We start from the raw sequence: 13615 nt of genomic DNA, 5'->3' as shown, positions 1-13615 counted from the left end.
ACGCTACTACCGACACGCCCGTTCTGCTCGGAAATCAGGCACGATGCACGTTTCGGGGACGATGCGCGGGTTCAGTCGCGCTTGTCGACCGCCTGGCCGCCGGCGGGCTTGTCGCCCTTGTCTCCGATCTTGTCGAACAGCCCCGGCAGCACCCACACGCCGATCGCGGTGATGAGCCACACCAGGAGCGTGCCGGCGGCCCACGTGCCGAAGCCGTGGATGGTGAGGCCCGAGGTGAGCGTCGCGGTGATGAGCAGCGCGACGAACGTCGAGATGATGCCCACGCCGCCCACCACGGCGCGGGCGCGCTTGTGGATCTGCCGCTCGATGAGGGGCGACAGGAGGCTCTGCGCGAGCGCGAAGATGACGGTCGCGGTGATGAGGCCGCTGATCTCGAGCTCGAAGTCCTCCCCGAGCATCAGCGAGGTGAGCGCGAGCGCCGTCACCGCCGATGCGAGGAACACGGCCGCCTTGAGCAGGAATCTCTCCATGAGCCGACGCTACCCCGCGGCCGGTGGGATGCGCGAGGACTCGCGCCGCGCATCGTCCCAGGCAGAGCCCTCCGGAAGGGCTCCGGACAGACGACGAGGGCGCCTCCGGGGAGGCGCCCTCGTGGTGCTGTCGACCATTTCCGGCCACCAGGGACTTGCGGCCGGGATCAAGGCGATAGGTCCTAGGACCTAATGCCCAGAACAGTAGCGCATCGCACGGAATTCCCGTACCCCCTGACGTATTCGCGGAGCGCGAACCGGCCGGTGCCGGACACATGCGCGCAAACTCGGACGGATAGGGTCAGGGCATGTTGCACCATGCCCCCCTCATCGAGATGATCGCAGTGGGCCTGGTGGCGGCCTTCATCCTGGGTTTCGCGGCGCAGAAGCTGCGCCTGTCGCCCATCGTCGGCTACCTCGCCGCCGGCCTGCTGATCGGCCCGTACACGCCCGGCTTCGTGGGCGACGTGGACCTCGCGACGCAGCTGAGCGAGATCGGCGTGATCCTGCTGATGTTCGGCGTGGGCCTGCACTTCAGCTTCAAGGAGCTGCTCGCGGTGCGCCGCGTCGCGCTGCCGGGCGCGATCGCGCAGATGACGGTCGCGACGGCGCTCGGCACCGGCCTGGGACTGCTGCTCGGCTGGGGCCTCGAGGGTGCGCTGCTGTTCGGGCTCGCGCTGTCCGTCGCCTCGACCGTGGTGATGCTGCGCGCGCTCGAGGAGCGGCAGCTGCTCGACACCCGCGCGGGCCACATCGCGGTGGGCTGGCTGATCGTCGAGGACCTCGCGATGGTGATCGCGCTGGTGGTGGTGCCGGTGCTCGCGGGCGACGGCGCCACGGGCGGCGAGCTCGCGGGCGAGCTGGCGCTGACCGTGCTGCGCGTGGGCGGGTTCGTGGCGCTCATGTGGTTCGTGGGCCGGCGCGTGATCCCGTGGACGCTCGCCCGCGTCGCGGACACCGGCTCGCGCGAGCTCTTCACGCTGGGCGTGCTCGCGATCGGGCTGGGCGTCGCCGTGGGCGCCGCGTGGATGTTCCAGGTGTCCTTCGCCCTGGGCGCGTTCTTCGCGGGCATGATCCTGCGCGAGTCCGACCTCTCCCACCGCGCCGCCGAGGACTCCCTGCCGCTGCGCGACGCGTTCGCCGTCCTGTTCTTCGTCGCCGTGGGCATGCTGGTGGACCCGTCGATCGTGCTGCGGCAGCCCGTCGCCCTGCTCGCGACCGTCGCGATCATCGTGGGCGGCAAGTTCATCATCGCGTTCGGCCTGGTGCGCATGCTCAAGTACTCGCGGTCGATGGCGCTGCTCATCGCGGTCTCGCTCGCGCAGATCGGTGAGTTCTCCTTCATCCTGGTCACCCTCGGCGCCGACCTCGAGATCCTCCACGAGGACGCGCAGGACCTGGTGCTCGCCGGCGCGATCATCTCGATCATCCTCAACCCGCTGCTGTTCGCGTGGGTCGCCAAGATCCTGGCGCGCAAGAACGCCCTGCCGGACGATGCGGGGGCCGGGCCGGTCTCCTCGGAGGCCACCGGGCACGTGATCGTGGTGGGGTACGGCCGGGTCGGCGGCCGCGTCGCCAAGGCGCTGTGGGCCGCGGAGATCCCCGTGGTGGTCATCGACGACGACGAGACCCGCGTGCAGAAGATCCGCGACCGCGGTCACGAGGCCATCCTGGGCAACGCCGCGCGCGCGGGCGTGCTGCGCTCCGCCGGCATCGGGGCTGCGCGGGCGGTGCTCGTGGGCATCCCCGACCCGCTCAATGCCGGGTCGGTGATCGCGAAGGCGCGCGAGCTCGCGCCCGACATGGACATCGTGACGCGGGGCCACGGCACCCGCGACGTCGAGTACCTCGAGAGCCAGGGCGCCTCGCGCGTGCTGGTGGGCGTGCACGAGGTCGCAGACCTCATGGTCGAGCGCGTGGGCGGCCCGCCCAACGAATCCGAGGCCAGGGCGTAGCCGCGTCGACAATCAATGACACTTGTGACGCAAGCGCACTCGCGGGGCGCGTGAGGCCGCCACATCCTTCACGCGGCAACACCTGCGTCACAAGCGCCAGTGGGAGTCGTCGGGCGATCGCCCGGCAGCCACCTCGAGTGCGGCATAGCCTGGACGCATGAGCCACGACGCCGTCCGTCTCGACGCTCTCATCAAGGCGCTCAGCCACGCCTACGACTCCGCGTTCGACGAGGCCCTCGCGGACCGCTCGACCACTCGCGCCGAGTTCGTGATGCTGAGCCTGCTGGCCCGCTCCCGCGACCCGATGACGTGGCAGCAGCTCGAGGACCACATGACGCCGTTCTACAGTCCGGCCAAGCTCACCGACGCGTGGAACGGCCTGGTCGCGGGCGCGTGGGCCGAGGACCTCGAGGGTCTGCGGGCGGCCACGCCCGAGGGGCGCGAGGTGGTCGACGAGCTGCACGACGAGATCGAACGGATCCACGACGATGCGTCGGAGGGCCTGACGGACGCGCAGATCGAGGCCGCGGAGGCCGTCGTGAGGACGATGCTGGGGAACCTCGAGCGCTGAGCGTCGCCTCTCCCCAGCGCGGCTATTCCGCGCCGCGCATCACCCTGTTCCAGGCGTTCGTGACCGCGACCACCTCGACGATCGCTCCGAGCTGCGTCGAGTTGAACCACGCCCCCGCATGCGCGCGGGCGTCCTGCTCCAGCGCGCGCGGCGCATCCGTGAGGACCTCCGCGAGGCGCAGCGCCGCGGACTCCCCGTCGCTCACCAGGCCGGGACGGATCTGGCGGGCGGGGCGCGCGAGCGCCGCGATGAGGTCCGGGCGCGCGCCGCCGAGCGCGAGCGCCTCCGAGTGCAGCCGGATCGAGTGGTGGCAGCCGTTGAGGTGCGACACCCGCAGGCGAATCATGTCGCGCAGCCGGGGCTCGAGGGCGTCGCCGACGTCTCCGTCGATCCGCTCGAGCGCCTTGAGAAAGCCGGCGCCAACCCTCGCCTCCATGCGCGCGACGCTACCCGCGCATCGTCCCCCCGTACGGGAGGCGTGCCGCCGGGCGACCAGGTGCCCGGCGCATCGTCCCTGCTCTCGATTCCCGAGCACGGTCGCGCCTCTGGAAGAATGGCGCCCATGACTTCGCGCATCCCGGACAAGGCCACCGTCGACGGGCTTGAGGACCGCTGGAACGAGGCCTGGGAGGCCGCCGGCACGTACCGCTTCGACGAGTCGAAGACCCGCGAGCAGGTGTACTCGATCGACACGCCGCCGCCCACCGTCTCGGGCTCGCTGCACGTGGGCCACGTGTTCAGCTACACGCACACCGACGTGGTCGCCCGCTTCCAGCGCATGCGCGGCCGCGAGGTGTTCTACCCGATGGGCTGGGACGACAACGGCCTGCCCACCGAGCGCCGCGTGCAGAACTACTACGGCGTCCGCTGCGACCCCACGCTCCCCTACGTCGAGGGCTACGAGCCCCCGTTCGAGGGCGGCGAGGGCAAGTCCGTGAAGGCGGCGGACCAGCAGCCGATCTCGCGCCGGAACTTCGTCGAGCTGTGCGAGCGCCTCACGGCGGAGGACGAGAAGCAGTTCGAGTCGCTGTGGCGCCACCTGGGCCTGTCCGTCGACTGGTCGCGCACCTACCAGACCATCTCCCCGTCCTCGCAGGCCGTCGCGCAGCAGGCGTTCCTGCGCGGGCTGTGGCGCGGCGAGTGCTACCAGGCCGAGGCGCCGACCCTGTGGGACGTGACGTTCCGCACCGCGGTCGCGCAGGCCGAGCTCGAGGACCGCGAGCGCCCCGGCGCGTACCACCGCCTGGCGTTCGAGCCGGCGGCGGACATGGAGGAGGCCACCGGCTCGTACGAGTCCGTGTGGATCGAGACCACCCGTCCCGAGCTGCTGCCGGCGTGCGTGGCGCTGGTCGCGCACCCTGATGATGCCCGTTACCAGGGCCTCTTCGGCAAGCACGTGCGGACGCCGCTGTTCGGCGTCGAGGTGCCCGTGGTCGCGCACCACCTGGCGAACCCCGAGAAGGGGTCCGGCATCGCGATGATCTGCACCTTCGGCGACGTCACGGACGTGACGTGGTGGCGCGAGCTGCGCCTGCCCACGCGCCCGGTGATCGGGTGGGACGGCCGCATGCTGCCCGATGCGCCCGCGGGGATCTCCTCGGAGGCGGGCCTCGCCGCGTACGGCGAGCTGGCCGGGCTCACCACGTTCTCCGCGCAGAAGCGGATCGTGGAGCTGCTGTCCGAGGCGGGCGTTCTTGACGGCGCTCCCCGACCCATCAACCACCCCGTGAAGTTCTTCGAGAAGGGCGACAAGCCGCTCGAGATCGTCACCACGCGCCAGTGGTACATCCGCAACGGCGGTACCGACGCTGCGCTGAACGCGGAGCTGGTGGCGCGGGGCTCGGAGCTCGACTTCGAGCCCGACTTCATGCGCGTGCGCTACGAGAACTGGGTGCGCGGCCTCACCGGCGACTGGCTGATCTCGCGCCAGCGCTTCTTCGGTGTGCCGATCCCGGTCTGGTACCCCGTGCTCGCGGACGGCTCGCCCGACTACGAGAACCCGCTGGTGCCCTCGGAGGAGTCGCTGCCCGTCGACCCGTCGGTGGACGTGCCCGCGGGCTTCGAGGCGTCGCAGCGTGACGTCCCGGGCGGCTTCACGGGCGAGAAGGACATCATGGACACGTGGGCGACGTCCTCGCTCACCCCGCAGATCGTGTGCGGGTGGCGCGACAACCCCGCACTGTTCGCCGCGACGTTCCCCATGGACCTGCGCCCGCAGGGCCAGGACATCATCCGCACCTGGCTGTTCTCCACCGTGGTGCGCTCGCACGCCGAGCACGGCACGCTGCCGTGGAAGCACGCGGCGATCTCGGGCTGGATCCTCGACCCGGACCGCAAGAAGATGTCGAAGTCCAAGGGCAACGTGGTGACGCCCATGGGCCTGCTCGAGACGCACGGCTCCGACGCGGTGCGCTACTGGGCCGCAGCCGCGCGCCTCGGCACCGACGCGGCATTCGACGAGGGCCAGATGAAGATCGGCCGTCGCCTCGCGATGAAGGTGCTCAACGCGTCGAAGTTCGTGCTCGGCGCGACCGGCATCGCGACGGCCGCCGACTCGTCGCTCGAGGCGGGCATCGCCGCCGCGGACACCATCGCTGCGGGCTCCGTGACGGAGCCCCTGGACCGGGCCATGCTGACGGCGCTCGCGGACGTGGTTGACGCCGCGACCACCGCGCTCGAGAAGTACGATCACACACGCGCCCTCGAGGTCGCGGAGACGCTGTTCTGGACCTTCTGCGACGACTACCTCGAGCTGGTCAAGACCCGTGCGTACGACGGCGCCGCCCCCGGCGAGGCCATCGACCCGTACGCGCCGTGCTCCCCCGCCGCCGCGTCCGCGCGCACCGCGCTCACGCTCGCGCTCGGCACCTTCCTGCGCCTGCTCGCGCCGGTGCTGCCGTTCGCGACCGAGGAGGTGTGGAGCTGGTACCGGCCGGGCTCGATCCACCGCACGCCGTGGCCGGAGTCCGCTCCGCTGCGCGAGGCCGCCGGGGAGGCGTCGCAGGGCGCTCCCCTGCTCGCCGCCGCGGGCGAGGCGCTGTCCGTGCTGCGCAAGGTGAAGTCCGAGGCGAAGGTGTCGCAGCGCACGCCGCTCGTGTCCGTGGACCTGCTGGTGCCGGCCGCGAAGGCCGGCTTCGTGCGCGCGTCCGAGCCCGACCTGCTGGCCGCGGGTCGTGTCGAGTCGATGCAGATCGTCGACACCGAGGCGGCGCTCGAGCCGAACGTCGACGGTCTGGGCTCCGAGGACGGCTCCTCGGACGAGATCGCCGACCCGACGGTGATGCGGACGGAGAACGCGGTCCTGGCCGAGGCGTAGGACGCCCCTCCACTCACCCGCCGCGGCCCCCGGCGCGCTATGGGTAGCTCAGCGACGGTTCGGCGACATCTGTGTTTGCTGCGGGGAACTGACCGACGGCTCGAGGCGCGCGGTGCGACTCACGTCGTGCTGCGCGCCTCGAGCACCTCGCGCACCCGCGCGCGGCATTGCTCGGGGCGCTCGGTGATGTCCTCGTAGGTCAGGCGCAGGGTCTGGATCCCGATCCCCGCGAGCAGCGCATCACGCCGGAGGTCGCGCTGTCTCTGCTGCGGGCTTGCATGTGAGGCCGCACCGTCGAGCTCCACGGCCGTCATGGTGCTGGGGTCGTACATGTCGAGCCTGAAGAACTCACCCTGCGCCATCACGCGATGCTGACGGAGGAAGCGCGCGAACTCTCCTGTGTTGAACACTCGGCGCAGACCCACCTCCTCGAGGTAGCTCTCGGCACCGCGCTCCGCGGCGTCGACGCGACGCAGAAGCTCGCGGCGCGCCGTGCACCGCGGGACCCGCTCCAGAGCGTCCCGGATGGCGCGAGGCGTGGTGAAGCCGCTGCGAAACGCACGGTGAACGGCCGACGACCGGTCTCCACGCGCGAGCCCGCCGAATCCATGGATCACCGCCAGGTCGGGCCCGAGCACCGTCGCGCGCCCGATGCGGGTGGTCGGCGGGCGGTAGGACAGCCGCCTCACGCGGATCCACTTGGGTGGGTACGGGTGTTCGGGGTGCGGCAGGACGATCTCGATGGTCTCCGGCGGCTCCTCGACGAAGCCCCACAGGAACATGGCTGCTACGCCGGAGACGGCAGCCTTGGTGCCCGCCCAGAGGAGCGCGGCGTCCACGCGGGCCGCGAACGACTCGGCATGGATGGCAGCGACGTAGGTATCCGGCAGCAGCCTGACGATGTCGCCGCGTGCGATCGCGGTGCGCGCCTTGCGCTCCGACGCGATCCCGATGAGCTCGTCGTATGTGAAGGCTCGCGGTTCGCGGCGCAGCGCGTCGACCAGGGAGCCGCCGGCGGCCACCCGGGGCAGCGGCCTGAGATGGGTCATGGGACCGTTGTAGGCGACTCCGGCGGGGCCGGTCACCACGGTCCGCCGGCGCTGGGGATGAGCGATCCGCGGCGCGGTGCCGGGGACATCGCCCGGCTCGTGGCGCCCAGCGTCGCTCATTTCCCCGCAGCGCGCGAGGACCTTGCAGAACCGTCGCTGATCTCCCCATAGCGCGCCGGGAGGGGCGCGGGTGGTGAGGTTAGGCCGCGCCGGCTTCTTCCACCGGGCCCTCGAAGGCCGGTCGGGCGCGGTCGAGCACCGTCTCGCGGGTGACGATCACCCGGGCGATGTCGTCGCGACCGGGGACCTCGAACATGGTCTCCTGGAGGACCTCCTCCATGATCGCCCGCAGGCCGCGCGCGCCGGTCCCGCGCTCGAGCGCCTGCTCCGCGATCGCTTGGACCGCCTCCGTGTCGAACTCGAGCTCCACGGAGTCCAGCTCGAACATGCGCTGGTACTGCTTGACCAGAGCGTTCTTGGGCTGGGTGAGGATGTTGACCATCGCGTCGACGTCGAGCGGGTTGACGGTCGCAATGACCGGCATGCGGCCGATGAACTCCGGGATCAGCCCGAACTTGTGCAGGTCCGTGGGCGTGACCTCGGAGAACAGGTCCGTGTTGTCGGCCTCCTTGAGCGTCGCGCCGAAGCCGATGCCCTTGCGGCCCACCCGCGAGCTGATGATCTCCTCGAGGCCGGCGAACGCGCCGCCGAGGATGAACAGCACGTTGGTGGTGTCGATCTGGATGAACTCCTGGTGGGGGTGCTTGCGCCCGCCCTGCGGGGGCACCGAGGCCACCGAGCCCTCGAGGATCTTCAGCAGCGCCTGCTGCACGCCCTCGCCCGACACGTCGCGCGTGATGGACGGGTTCTCCGCCTTGCGCGCGACCTTGTCGATCTCGTCGATGTAGATGATGCCGCGCTGGGCCTTGTCGACGTCGTAGTCGGCGGCCTGCAGCAGCTTGAGGAGGATGTTCTCGACGTCCTCGCCCACGTATCCGGCCTCGGTCAGCGCGGTCGCGTCCGCGATCGCGAACGGCACGTTGAGCATCTTGGCGAGGGTCTGCGCCAGGTACGTCTTGCCCGTGCCGGTGGGGCCGATGAAGAGGACGTTGGACTTGGCGATCTCCACCTGGTCCTCGTCGCCCTTGAGGCGGGTCTCCCCCGCGCGCACGCGCTTGTAGTGGTTGTAGACCGCGACGGACAGGGCACGCTTCGCGCTGTCCTGGCCCACGATGTACTGGCCCAGGAAGTCGAAGATCTCGCGGGGCTTGGGCAGCTCGGTGAGCTCGGCCTCGACCTGCTCCGCGAACTCCTCCTCGATGATCTCGTTGCACAGCTCGATGCACTCGTCGCAGATGTAGACGCCCCCGCCCGCGATGAGCTTGCGCACCTGCTTCTGCGTCTTGCCGCAGAACGAACACTTGAGCAGGTCGCCGCTGTCAGCGGGTCGGTTCATCGGGGGGCTCCTCTCACGAACTGCGCCGTGCCCCTCCAGGCTACCTACGGGGTCCGACAAGCGGGGGGCGGCGCGCCGGTCGGACGGACGGGCGGCCGTCCTAGCAGGGCGGACGGGACGCGCCTTATGGAATCGAGACCTTCTCGTGACGCGCCGGAAACGCGGCTGCGCCGCGACCGGGATGCGAGGGCGAACGATGCAGGGACGCGCCGAGGGGCGCCGCACACGGACGGATCCGCGCGCGACGCCCCTCGGCATCCGTCAGGGACGGGTCCTACGAGTGGACCGCCTGCGTGCCCTTGCGGGACTCGAGCACCTGGTCCACCAGGCCGTAGTCGCGCGCCTGGGCGGCGGACAGGAACGTGTCGCGCTCGATGTCCTCGCGCACCTTCTCCGGCGTCTGGCCGGAGTGGAACGCGAGGGTGTTCTCGAGCCACTCACGCATGCGGAGCATCTCCTCCGCGTAGATCTCGATGTCGGAGGCCTGCGCACGCGCGCCGCCCTCGATGCGAGGCTGGTGGATCATCACGCGGGCGTTGGGCAGCGCGAGGCGCTTGCCCGGCGTGCCCGCCGCGAGCAGCACGGCCGCAGCGGACGCGGCCTGGCCCAGGCACACGGTCTGGATCTCCGGCTTGATGTACTGCATCGTGTCGTAGATCGCGGTGAGCGCGGTCTGCGAGCCGCCCGGCGAGTTGATGTACAGGGTGATGAGGCGGTCCGGGTCCTGCGACTCGAGGACCAGGAGCTGCGCCATCACGTCGTCCGCCGAGGCGTCGTCGATCTGGACGCCGAGGAAGATGATGCGGTCCTCGAAGAGCTTGGCGTAAGGGTCCTGGCGCTTGAAGCCGTAGGCCGTGCGCTCCTCGAACTGCGGGAGGATGTATCGAGACGAAGGAGCGTCGTACGCCCCGCCGCCGAAGGCGCCCGCCGTACGGCCGGCCGCCTGGAATGCGCGCTGGATCTCGCTCACGCCTTGCCTCCCTGGGACTTGTCGCCGGCCTCGACCGCGTGCTTGATGACCTTGTCGACGAAGCCGTACTCGAGGGCCTCGTCCGCCGTGAACCACCGGTCGCGGTCCGCGTCCTTGGTGATCTGCTCGATGCTCTTGCCGGTCTGAGCCGCCGTCAGCTCCCCGAGCACCTTCTTCATGTGCATGATGAGCTCCGCGTTGATGCGGATGTCGGTCGCGGTGCCGTAGATGCCGCCCGAGGGCTGGTGCATCATCACGCGGGCGTGCGGCGTCGCGAAGCGCTTGCCGGGCGCGCCCGACGAGAGCAGGAACTGCCCCATCGACGCCGCCATGCCCATCGCGACGGTCGCGACGTCGGGCTTGATGTACTGCATCGTGTCGTAGATCGCCATGCCCGCGGTGATGGAGCCGCCGGGGCTGTTGATGTACAGATAGATGTCCTGGTCCGGGTCCTCCGCTGCCAGCAGCATCATCTGAGCGCAGATGGCGTTCGCGTTGTCGTCGCGCACCTCGTCGCCCAGCCAGATGATGCGCTCGCGCAGCAGCCGGTTGAAGATCGAGTCGTTGAGCGCCATGCCGGGCCCCTCGCCTCGTGCCGTGATCTCGTTCACGTGTCTCCTCCTGTCGAGCGTCCTGGTTGACAGTAACGCGCAGCACCGACGCCTCGATGCCGTTTCCCCCCTGGTTTCGCTACGGGGTGAACGGCTAGTGTCGCGTGGGGCGCGAGGGACGCGCACGACGACGGGAGAACGATGACCAGCACCAACGACCCCTTCAGCCAGCAGCCCTCGGAAGGCACGATGCGCCCCGCCGAGTCGAGCGCGCAGCCGCACCAGGGATGGGACCCGCCGGCCGCCGCGGAGACGCCCGCGACCACCGCCCCCGACTTCCCGCCGGCGCCCCCGGCCCCGGCGCCCGCCGCGCCGGGCTACCCCGCGCCCGGCTACGCGGCTCCCCCGGCCCCGGCCGGCTACGGCGCCTACGCCCCCCGCCCGGCGAAGACCTGGATGAACATCACCTCGCTGGTGACGTCGCTCGTGGGCCTCGGCCTGCTCGGCGTGATCTTCGGCCACCTCGGCGTCGCGGCGGCCAAGCGCGGCGAGGCCGACTACAAGGGCCTCGGGCTAGCCGGCCTCATCCTCGGCTACATCGGCATCGTCGCCACCATCATCTGGATCGCGCTGATCGTCGCGCTGATCCCGACGGGCACGGTCACCACGGGCTGACCCCCTCGGGGCCATCCCCGACCCGCGCATCGTCCGGATCGGACGGGAGGACGATGCGCGGGCCGGGTGACGCTCGATAGCGTCGCCTGAGGAGGCGGCCACCGGGCCGCCGAGGAGGAGATCATGTCCACGCCCCAGGAACCGTTCGACCCGGCCGCGCCGCGGCCCGTCCCGCCGTACGCGCAGGCGCCGCAGCCCGCGCCGCAGCAGTACGCCCAGCAGCCCTACGCGCCGCAGCGCGTCGCCGGCACCGAGAAGAACTGGATGGGCGTCACCGCGCTCGTCCTGTCGCTCGCCGGCCTCTTCACCGGGATCACCGCGATCGCGGGAATCGTGTTCGGCCACCTCAGCCTCGGCGCCGTGAAGCGCGGCGAGGCGGACAACCGCGGCGTGGGCCTCGCGGGCCTCATCATCGGCTACGTCATCACGGTGCTCGGCATCCTCGTGCTGATCGGGCTGTTCGCCGCCTTCGGCTGGCTCGCGTTCGAGTGCGGCGGCGACAGCCCCGCCGACTGGTGCACGTCGACCGGCTCGTGACGCCTCAGGCACCCCGCCGCGCCCGTGAGGGCGCGCGCGGCTAGCCTGGGAGAAGCCCCGCTAAAGGCCACCCGAGGAGGGACGATGTCCACACCAGACGACCGCGAGAACCCGCCGGAGCCGACGCCCGCGGAACCCACCGCGTACCAGCCGGCCCCGTCGACGGAGCCCACGCCCGCGGATCCGGCCGGACCCGCCGCGCCGGCCGCCGCATCGTCCCCTCAGGCGGGGCCGCAGCCGGCGACCCCGCCGCCCGCCGCGCCCTACGCCCAGCCGGGCGTGCAGCAGCCGGGCTACGCGGCCGCTCCCCCGCCCGCGTACCAGCGGCCGCCGGGCCAGTCCGGGGCCAAGACGTGGATGAACATCACGTCGCTCGTCACGAGCCTGCTGGGCCTGGGGCTGGTGGGGGTGATCTTCGGCCACCTGGGCGTGTCCGCCGCGAACCGCGGCGAGGCGGAGCTCAAGGGCCTCGGGATCGCGGGCCTCATCCTCGGCTACGTGCAGATCGTGCTGGGTATCATCGCGATCATCATCGGCATCACTCTGTTCGTCAGCTGCGCGAACGACCCGCAGTGCGTGGACTTCTGGACGGAGCTCGACCAGGAGATCAACGCGCTCGCGGGCTGAGGCGAGCGCGCCGCGGCGCACACCGCACACAGCACAGCGCCCGCCTTCCCCGAGGGGAGGGCGGGCGCTGTCGCGTCTGCTGAGGGTTACTCGGCGGCGGCGTCCTCGGCCGCGGCCTCCTCGGCCTTCTCGTCCTCGATCGAGCCGATGACCTCGGAGAGGTCCACCGCGGTGCCCGCGGTGTCGACCACGGTCGCGCGGCGCAGCGCGAAGGCGGTGGCCTTCGAGCGGGCGACCTCGGCGACCATCGCGGGGATCTGGCCGGCCTGCTCCACCTGCTGGATGAAGGTGCCCGGGTCCATGCCGTACTGGCGCGACGAGTTGATCAGGTAGTCGAGGAGCTCGGGCTGCTCGACGTCGATGTCCAGGTCGTCCGCGAGCTGGTCGAGGAGGATCTGGGTGCGGAGGGCCTTGGTGGCCTCCTCGGTGACCTCGGCGCGGTGCTCGTCGTCCTCGAGGCGGTTCTCGTTCTCGAGGTGGCTGTGGACCTCGTTCTCGATGACCTTCTTGGGGAGCTCGAAGTCGGTCGCCTCGACCAGCTTCTCGAGGAGCTTCTCGCGCGCCTCCATGGCCTGGTTGTTGGTCTTGATGCGCTTGGCCTGCTCGGTGAGGTCCTCGCGGAGCTCGGCGATCGTGTCGAACTCGGAGGCGAGCTGCGCGAAGTCGTCGTCCGCCTCGGGGAGCTCGCGGGTCTTGACGGCGGTCACCTTGACGGTGATCTGCGCGGTCTCACCGGCGTGGTCGCCGGCGGCGAGGGGGCCCTCGAAGGTGGTCTCCTCGTCGGCGGACAGGCCGGTGATGGCCTCGTCGATGCCCTCGAGCATGTTGCCGGCGCCCACCTGGTAGGAGGTGCCCTGCACGGTGTCGATGGTCTCGTCGCCGATGACGGCGGTGAGGTCGATGGTGACGAAGTCGCCCTCGGCGGCGGGGCGGTCGACGCCCACGAGGGTGCCGAAGCGCTCGCGGAGCGCGTCCAGGCGGCCGTCGACGTCCTCGTCCGAGACCTCGATGGGCTCGACCTCGATGGTGAGGTCGGCGGGGGCGGGGAGCTTCACCTCGGGGCGCACCTCGACCACGGCGGTGAACTCGAGGCCCTCGTCGCCGTCGACGACGCCGGGGACCTTGGTGACCTCGACCTCGGGCTGGCCGAAGGGACGGATGCCCGTCTCCTTGACCGCCTCGGTGTACCAGCCGGGCAGGCCGTCGTTGACGGCGTGCTCGATGATCGCACCCTTGCCGACGCGCTGCTCGAGGACCTTCGCGGGGACCTTGCCCTTGCGGAAGCCGGGGATCTGGACCTGCTTGCCCACGTGCTCGTAGGCGTGCTTCATGGTGTCGGCGAGGTCCGCCTCGGTGAGGTTGACCGTGAGCTTGACGGTCGTGGCGTCGATCTTCTCGAGGGCGCTGGTCACTACGT

At 70.9% G+C, this 13615-nt stretch carries 13 protein-coding genes; 6 read left to right on the top strand and 7 right to left on the bottom strand.

Going from position 1 to position 13615, the window contains the following annotated elements; genetic code table 11:
• Positions 1-71 precede the first annotated feature (71 nt).
• Positions 72-491: a phage holin family protein gene (locus AOM05_RS05550; protein ID WP_062520120.1), complete on the bottom strand. Its 420-nt coding sequence runs from the start codon at positions 489-491 to the stop codon at positions 72-74.
• A 308-nt stretch (positions 492-799) separates the two neighbouring features.
• Between AOM05_RS05550 and AOM05_RS05545 the strand changes: the two genes are divergently transcribed.
• Positions 800-2446: a cation:proton antiporter domain-containing protein gene (locus AOM05_RS05545; RefSeq protein ID WP_062520119.1), complete on the top strand. Its 1647-nt coding sequence runs from the start codon at positions 800-802 to the stop codon at positions 2444-2446.
• Positions 2447-2603: 157 nt separating this feature from the next.
• Entirely contained in the window at positions 2604-3017 is a 414-nt protein-coding gene (locus AOM05_RS05540; RefSeq protein ID WP_062520117.1) for a winged helix DNA-binding protein, read from the top strand.
• Positions 3018-3039: 22 nt separating this feature from the next.
• Here the strand turns inward: AOM05_RS05540 and AOM05_RS05535 are convergent, their stop codons facing one another.
• Positions 3040-3453, bottom strand: coding sequence for a carboxymuconolactone decarboxylase family protein (locus tag AOM05_RS05535; RefSeq protein ID WP_062520115.1), 414 nt, complete (start codon positions 3451-3453; stop codon positions 3040-3042).
• A gap of 126 nt (positions 3454-3579) precedes the next feature.
• Here AOM05_RS05535 and valS point away from each other — a divergent pair, with 126 nt between their 5' ends.
• The gene (gene valS, locus AOM05_RS05530) at positions 3580-6333 is read left to right on the top strand and encodes a valine--tRNA ligase (RefSeq protein ID WP_082097288.1); all 2754 of its coding nucleotides are present in this window, start codon (positions 3580-3582) and stop codon (positions 6331-6333) included.
• 119 nt (positions 6334-6452) lie between these two features.
• Here valS and AOM05_RS05525 read toward each other — a convergent pair whose 3' ends face one another.
• The 4 genes from AOM05_RS05525 to AOM05_RS05510 all read right to left on the bottom strand — a co-directional run bounded on the left by AOM05_RS05525 (position 6453) and on the right by AOM05_RS05510 (position 10383).
• Positions 6453-7382 carry an endonuclease domain-containing protein gene (locus AOM05_RS05525; RefSeq protein WP_169746722.1) on the bottom strand — a complete coding sequence of 310 codons (930 nt, stop codon included), beginning with the start codon at positions 7380-7382 and terminating at the stop codon, positions 6453-6455.
• A 199-nt stretch (positions 7383-7581) separates the two neighbouring features.
• Positions 7582-8838, bottom strand: a complete 1257-nt coding sequence (gene clpX, locus AOM05_RS05520; RefSeq protein WP_062520112.1) for an ATP-dependent Clp protease ATP-binding subunit ClpX — start codon at positions 8836-8838, stop codon at positions 7582-7584.
• A gap of 274 nt (positions 8839-9112) precedes the next feature.
• Positions 9113-9808: an ATP-dependent Clp protease proteolytic subunit gene (locus AOM05_RS05515; protein ID WP_062520111.1), complete on the bottom strand. Its 696-nt coding sequence runs from the start codon at positions 9806-9808 to the stop codon at positions 9113-9115.
• Positions 9805-10383, bottom strand: a complete 579-nt coding sequence (locus AOM05_RS05510) for an ATP-dependent Clp protease proteolytic subunit (RefSeq protein ID WP_062520256.1) — start codon at positions 10381-10383, stop codon at positions 9805-9807. The genes AOM05_RS05515 and AOM05_RS05510 overlap by 4 nt, the downstream gene beginning before the upstream one ends.
• A gap of 177 nt (positions 10384-10560) precedes the next feature.
• On the opposite strand from AOM05_RS05510, the gene AOM05_RS05505 reads away from it, so the two are divergent.
• From AOM05_RS05505 to AOM05_RS14185, 3 genes are all read left to right on the top strand, one after another.
• Positions 10561-11034: a hypothetical protein gene (locus AOM05_RS05505; RefSeq protein WP_062520110.1), complete on the top strand. Its 474-nt coding sequence runs from the start codon at positions 10561-10563 to the stop codon at positions 11032-11034.
• Between the two features lie 123 nt (positions 11035-11157).
• Complete coding sequence (locus AOM05_RS05500; protein ID WP_062520108.1) at positions 11158-11571, top strand: DUF4190 domain-containing protein; 414 nt, start codon at positions 11158-11160, stop codon at positions 11569-11571.
• A gap of 84 nt (positions 11572-11655) precedes the next feature.
• Positions 11656-12198, top strand: coding sequence for a DUF4190 domain-containing protein (locus tag AOM05_RS14185; RefSeq protein ID WP_062520107.1), 543 nt, complete (start codon positions 11656-11658; stop codon positions 12196-12198).
• 86 nt (positions 12199-12284) lie between these two features.
• Here the strand turns inward: AOM05_RS14185 and tig are convergent, their stop codons facing one another.
• Positions 12285-13610 (bottom strand): trigger factor, encoded by a 1326-nt coding sequence (gene tig, locus AOM05_RS05490; protein WP_062520106.1) that lies wholly within the window; start codon positions 13608-13610, stop codon positions 12285-12287.
• Between the last annotated feature and the right edge of the window lie 5 nt (positions 13611-13615).

It is taken from the genome of Demequina silvatica (assembly GCF_000971215.1).
GTDB lineage: Bacteria > Actinomycetota > Actinomycetes > Actinomycetales > Demequinaceae > Demequina > Demequina silvatica.
Note: the sequence above shows the minus strand (reverse complement) of the source record. Positions and strands in the feature narration are given on the sequence as shown.

Excerpts from the sequence above, each read along its gene's own strand:
- AOM05_RS05535 (WP_062520115.1), bottom strand. The coding sequence starts at position 3,453 with ATGGAGGCGAGGGTTGGCGCCGGCTTTCTCAAGGCGCTCGAGCGGATC.
- AOM05_RS05500 (WP_062520108.1), top strand. The coding sequence starts at position 11,158 with ATGTCCACGCCCCAGGAACCGTTCGACCCGGCCGCGCCGCGGCCCGTC.
- valS (WP_082097288.1), top strand. The coding sequence starts at position 3,580 with ATGACTTCGCGCATCCCGGACAAGGCCACCGTCGACGGGCTTGAGGAC.
- AOM05_RS05525 (WP_169746722.1), bottom strand. The coding sequence starts at position 7,382 with ATGACCCATCTCAGGCCGCTGCCCCGGGTGGCCGCCGGCGGCTCCCTG.
- AOM05_RS05540 (WP_062520117.1), top strand. The coding sequence starts at position 2,604 with ATGAGCCACGACGCCGTCCGTCTCGACGCTCTCATCAAGGCGCTCAGC.
- clpX (WP_062520112.1), bottom strand. The coding sequence starts at position 8,838 with ATGAACCGACCCGCTGACAGCGGCGACCTGCTCAAGTGTTCGTTCTGC.
- AOM05_RS05510 (WP_062520256.1), bottom strand. The coding sequence starts at position 10,383 with ATGGCGCTCAACGACTCGATCTTCAACCGGCTGCTGCGCGAGCGCATC.
- AOM05_RS05550 (WP_062520120.1), bottom strand. The coding sequence starts at position 491 with ATGGAGAGATTCCTGCTCAAGGCGGCCGTGTTCCTCGCATCGGCGGTG.
- AOM05_RS05545 (WP_062520119.1), top strand. The coding sequence starts at position 800 with ATGTTGCACCATGCCCCCCTCATCGAGATGATCGCAGTGGGCCTGGTG.
- AOM05_RS14185 (WP_062520107.1), top strand. The coding sequence starts at position 11,656 with ATGTCCACACCAGACGACCGCGAGAACCCGCCGGAGCCGACGCCCGCG.
- AOM05_RS05505 (WP_062520110.1), top strand. The coding sequence starts at position 10,561 with ATGACCAGCACCAACGACCCCTTCAGCCAGCAGCCCTCGGAAGGCACG.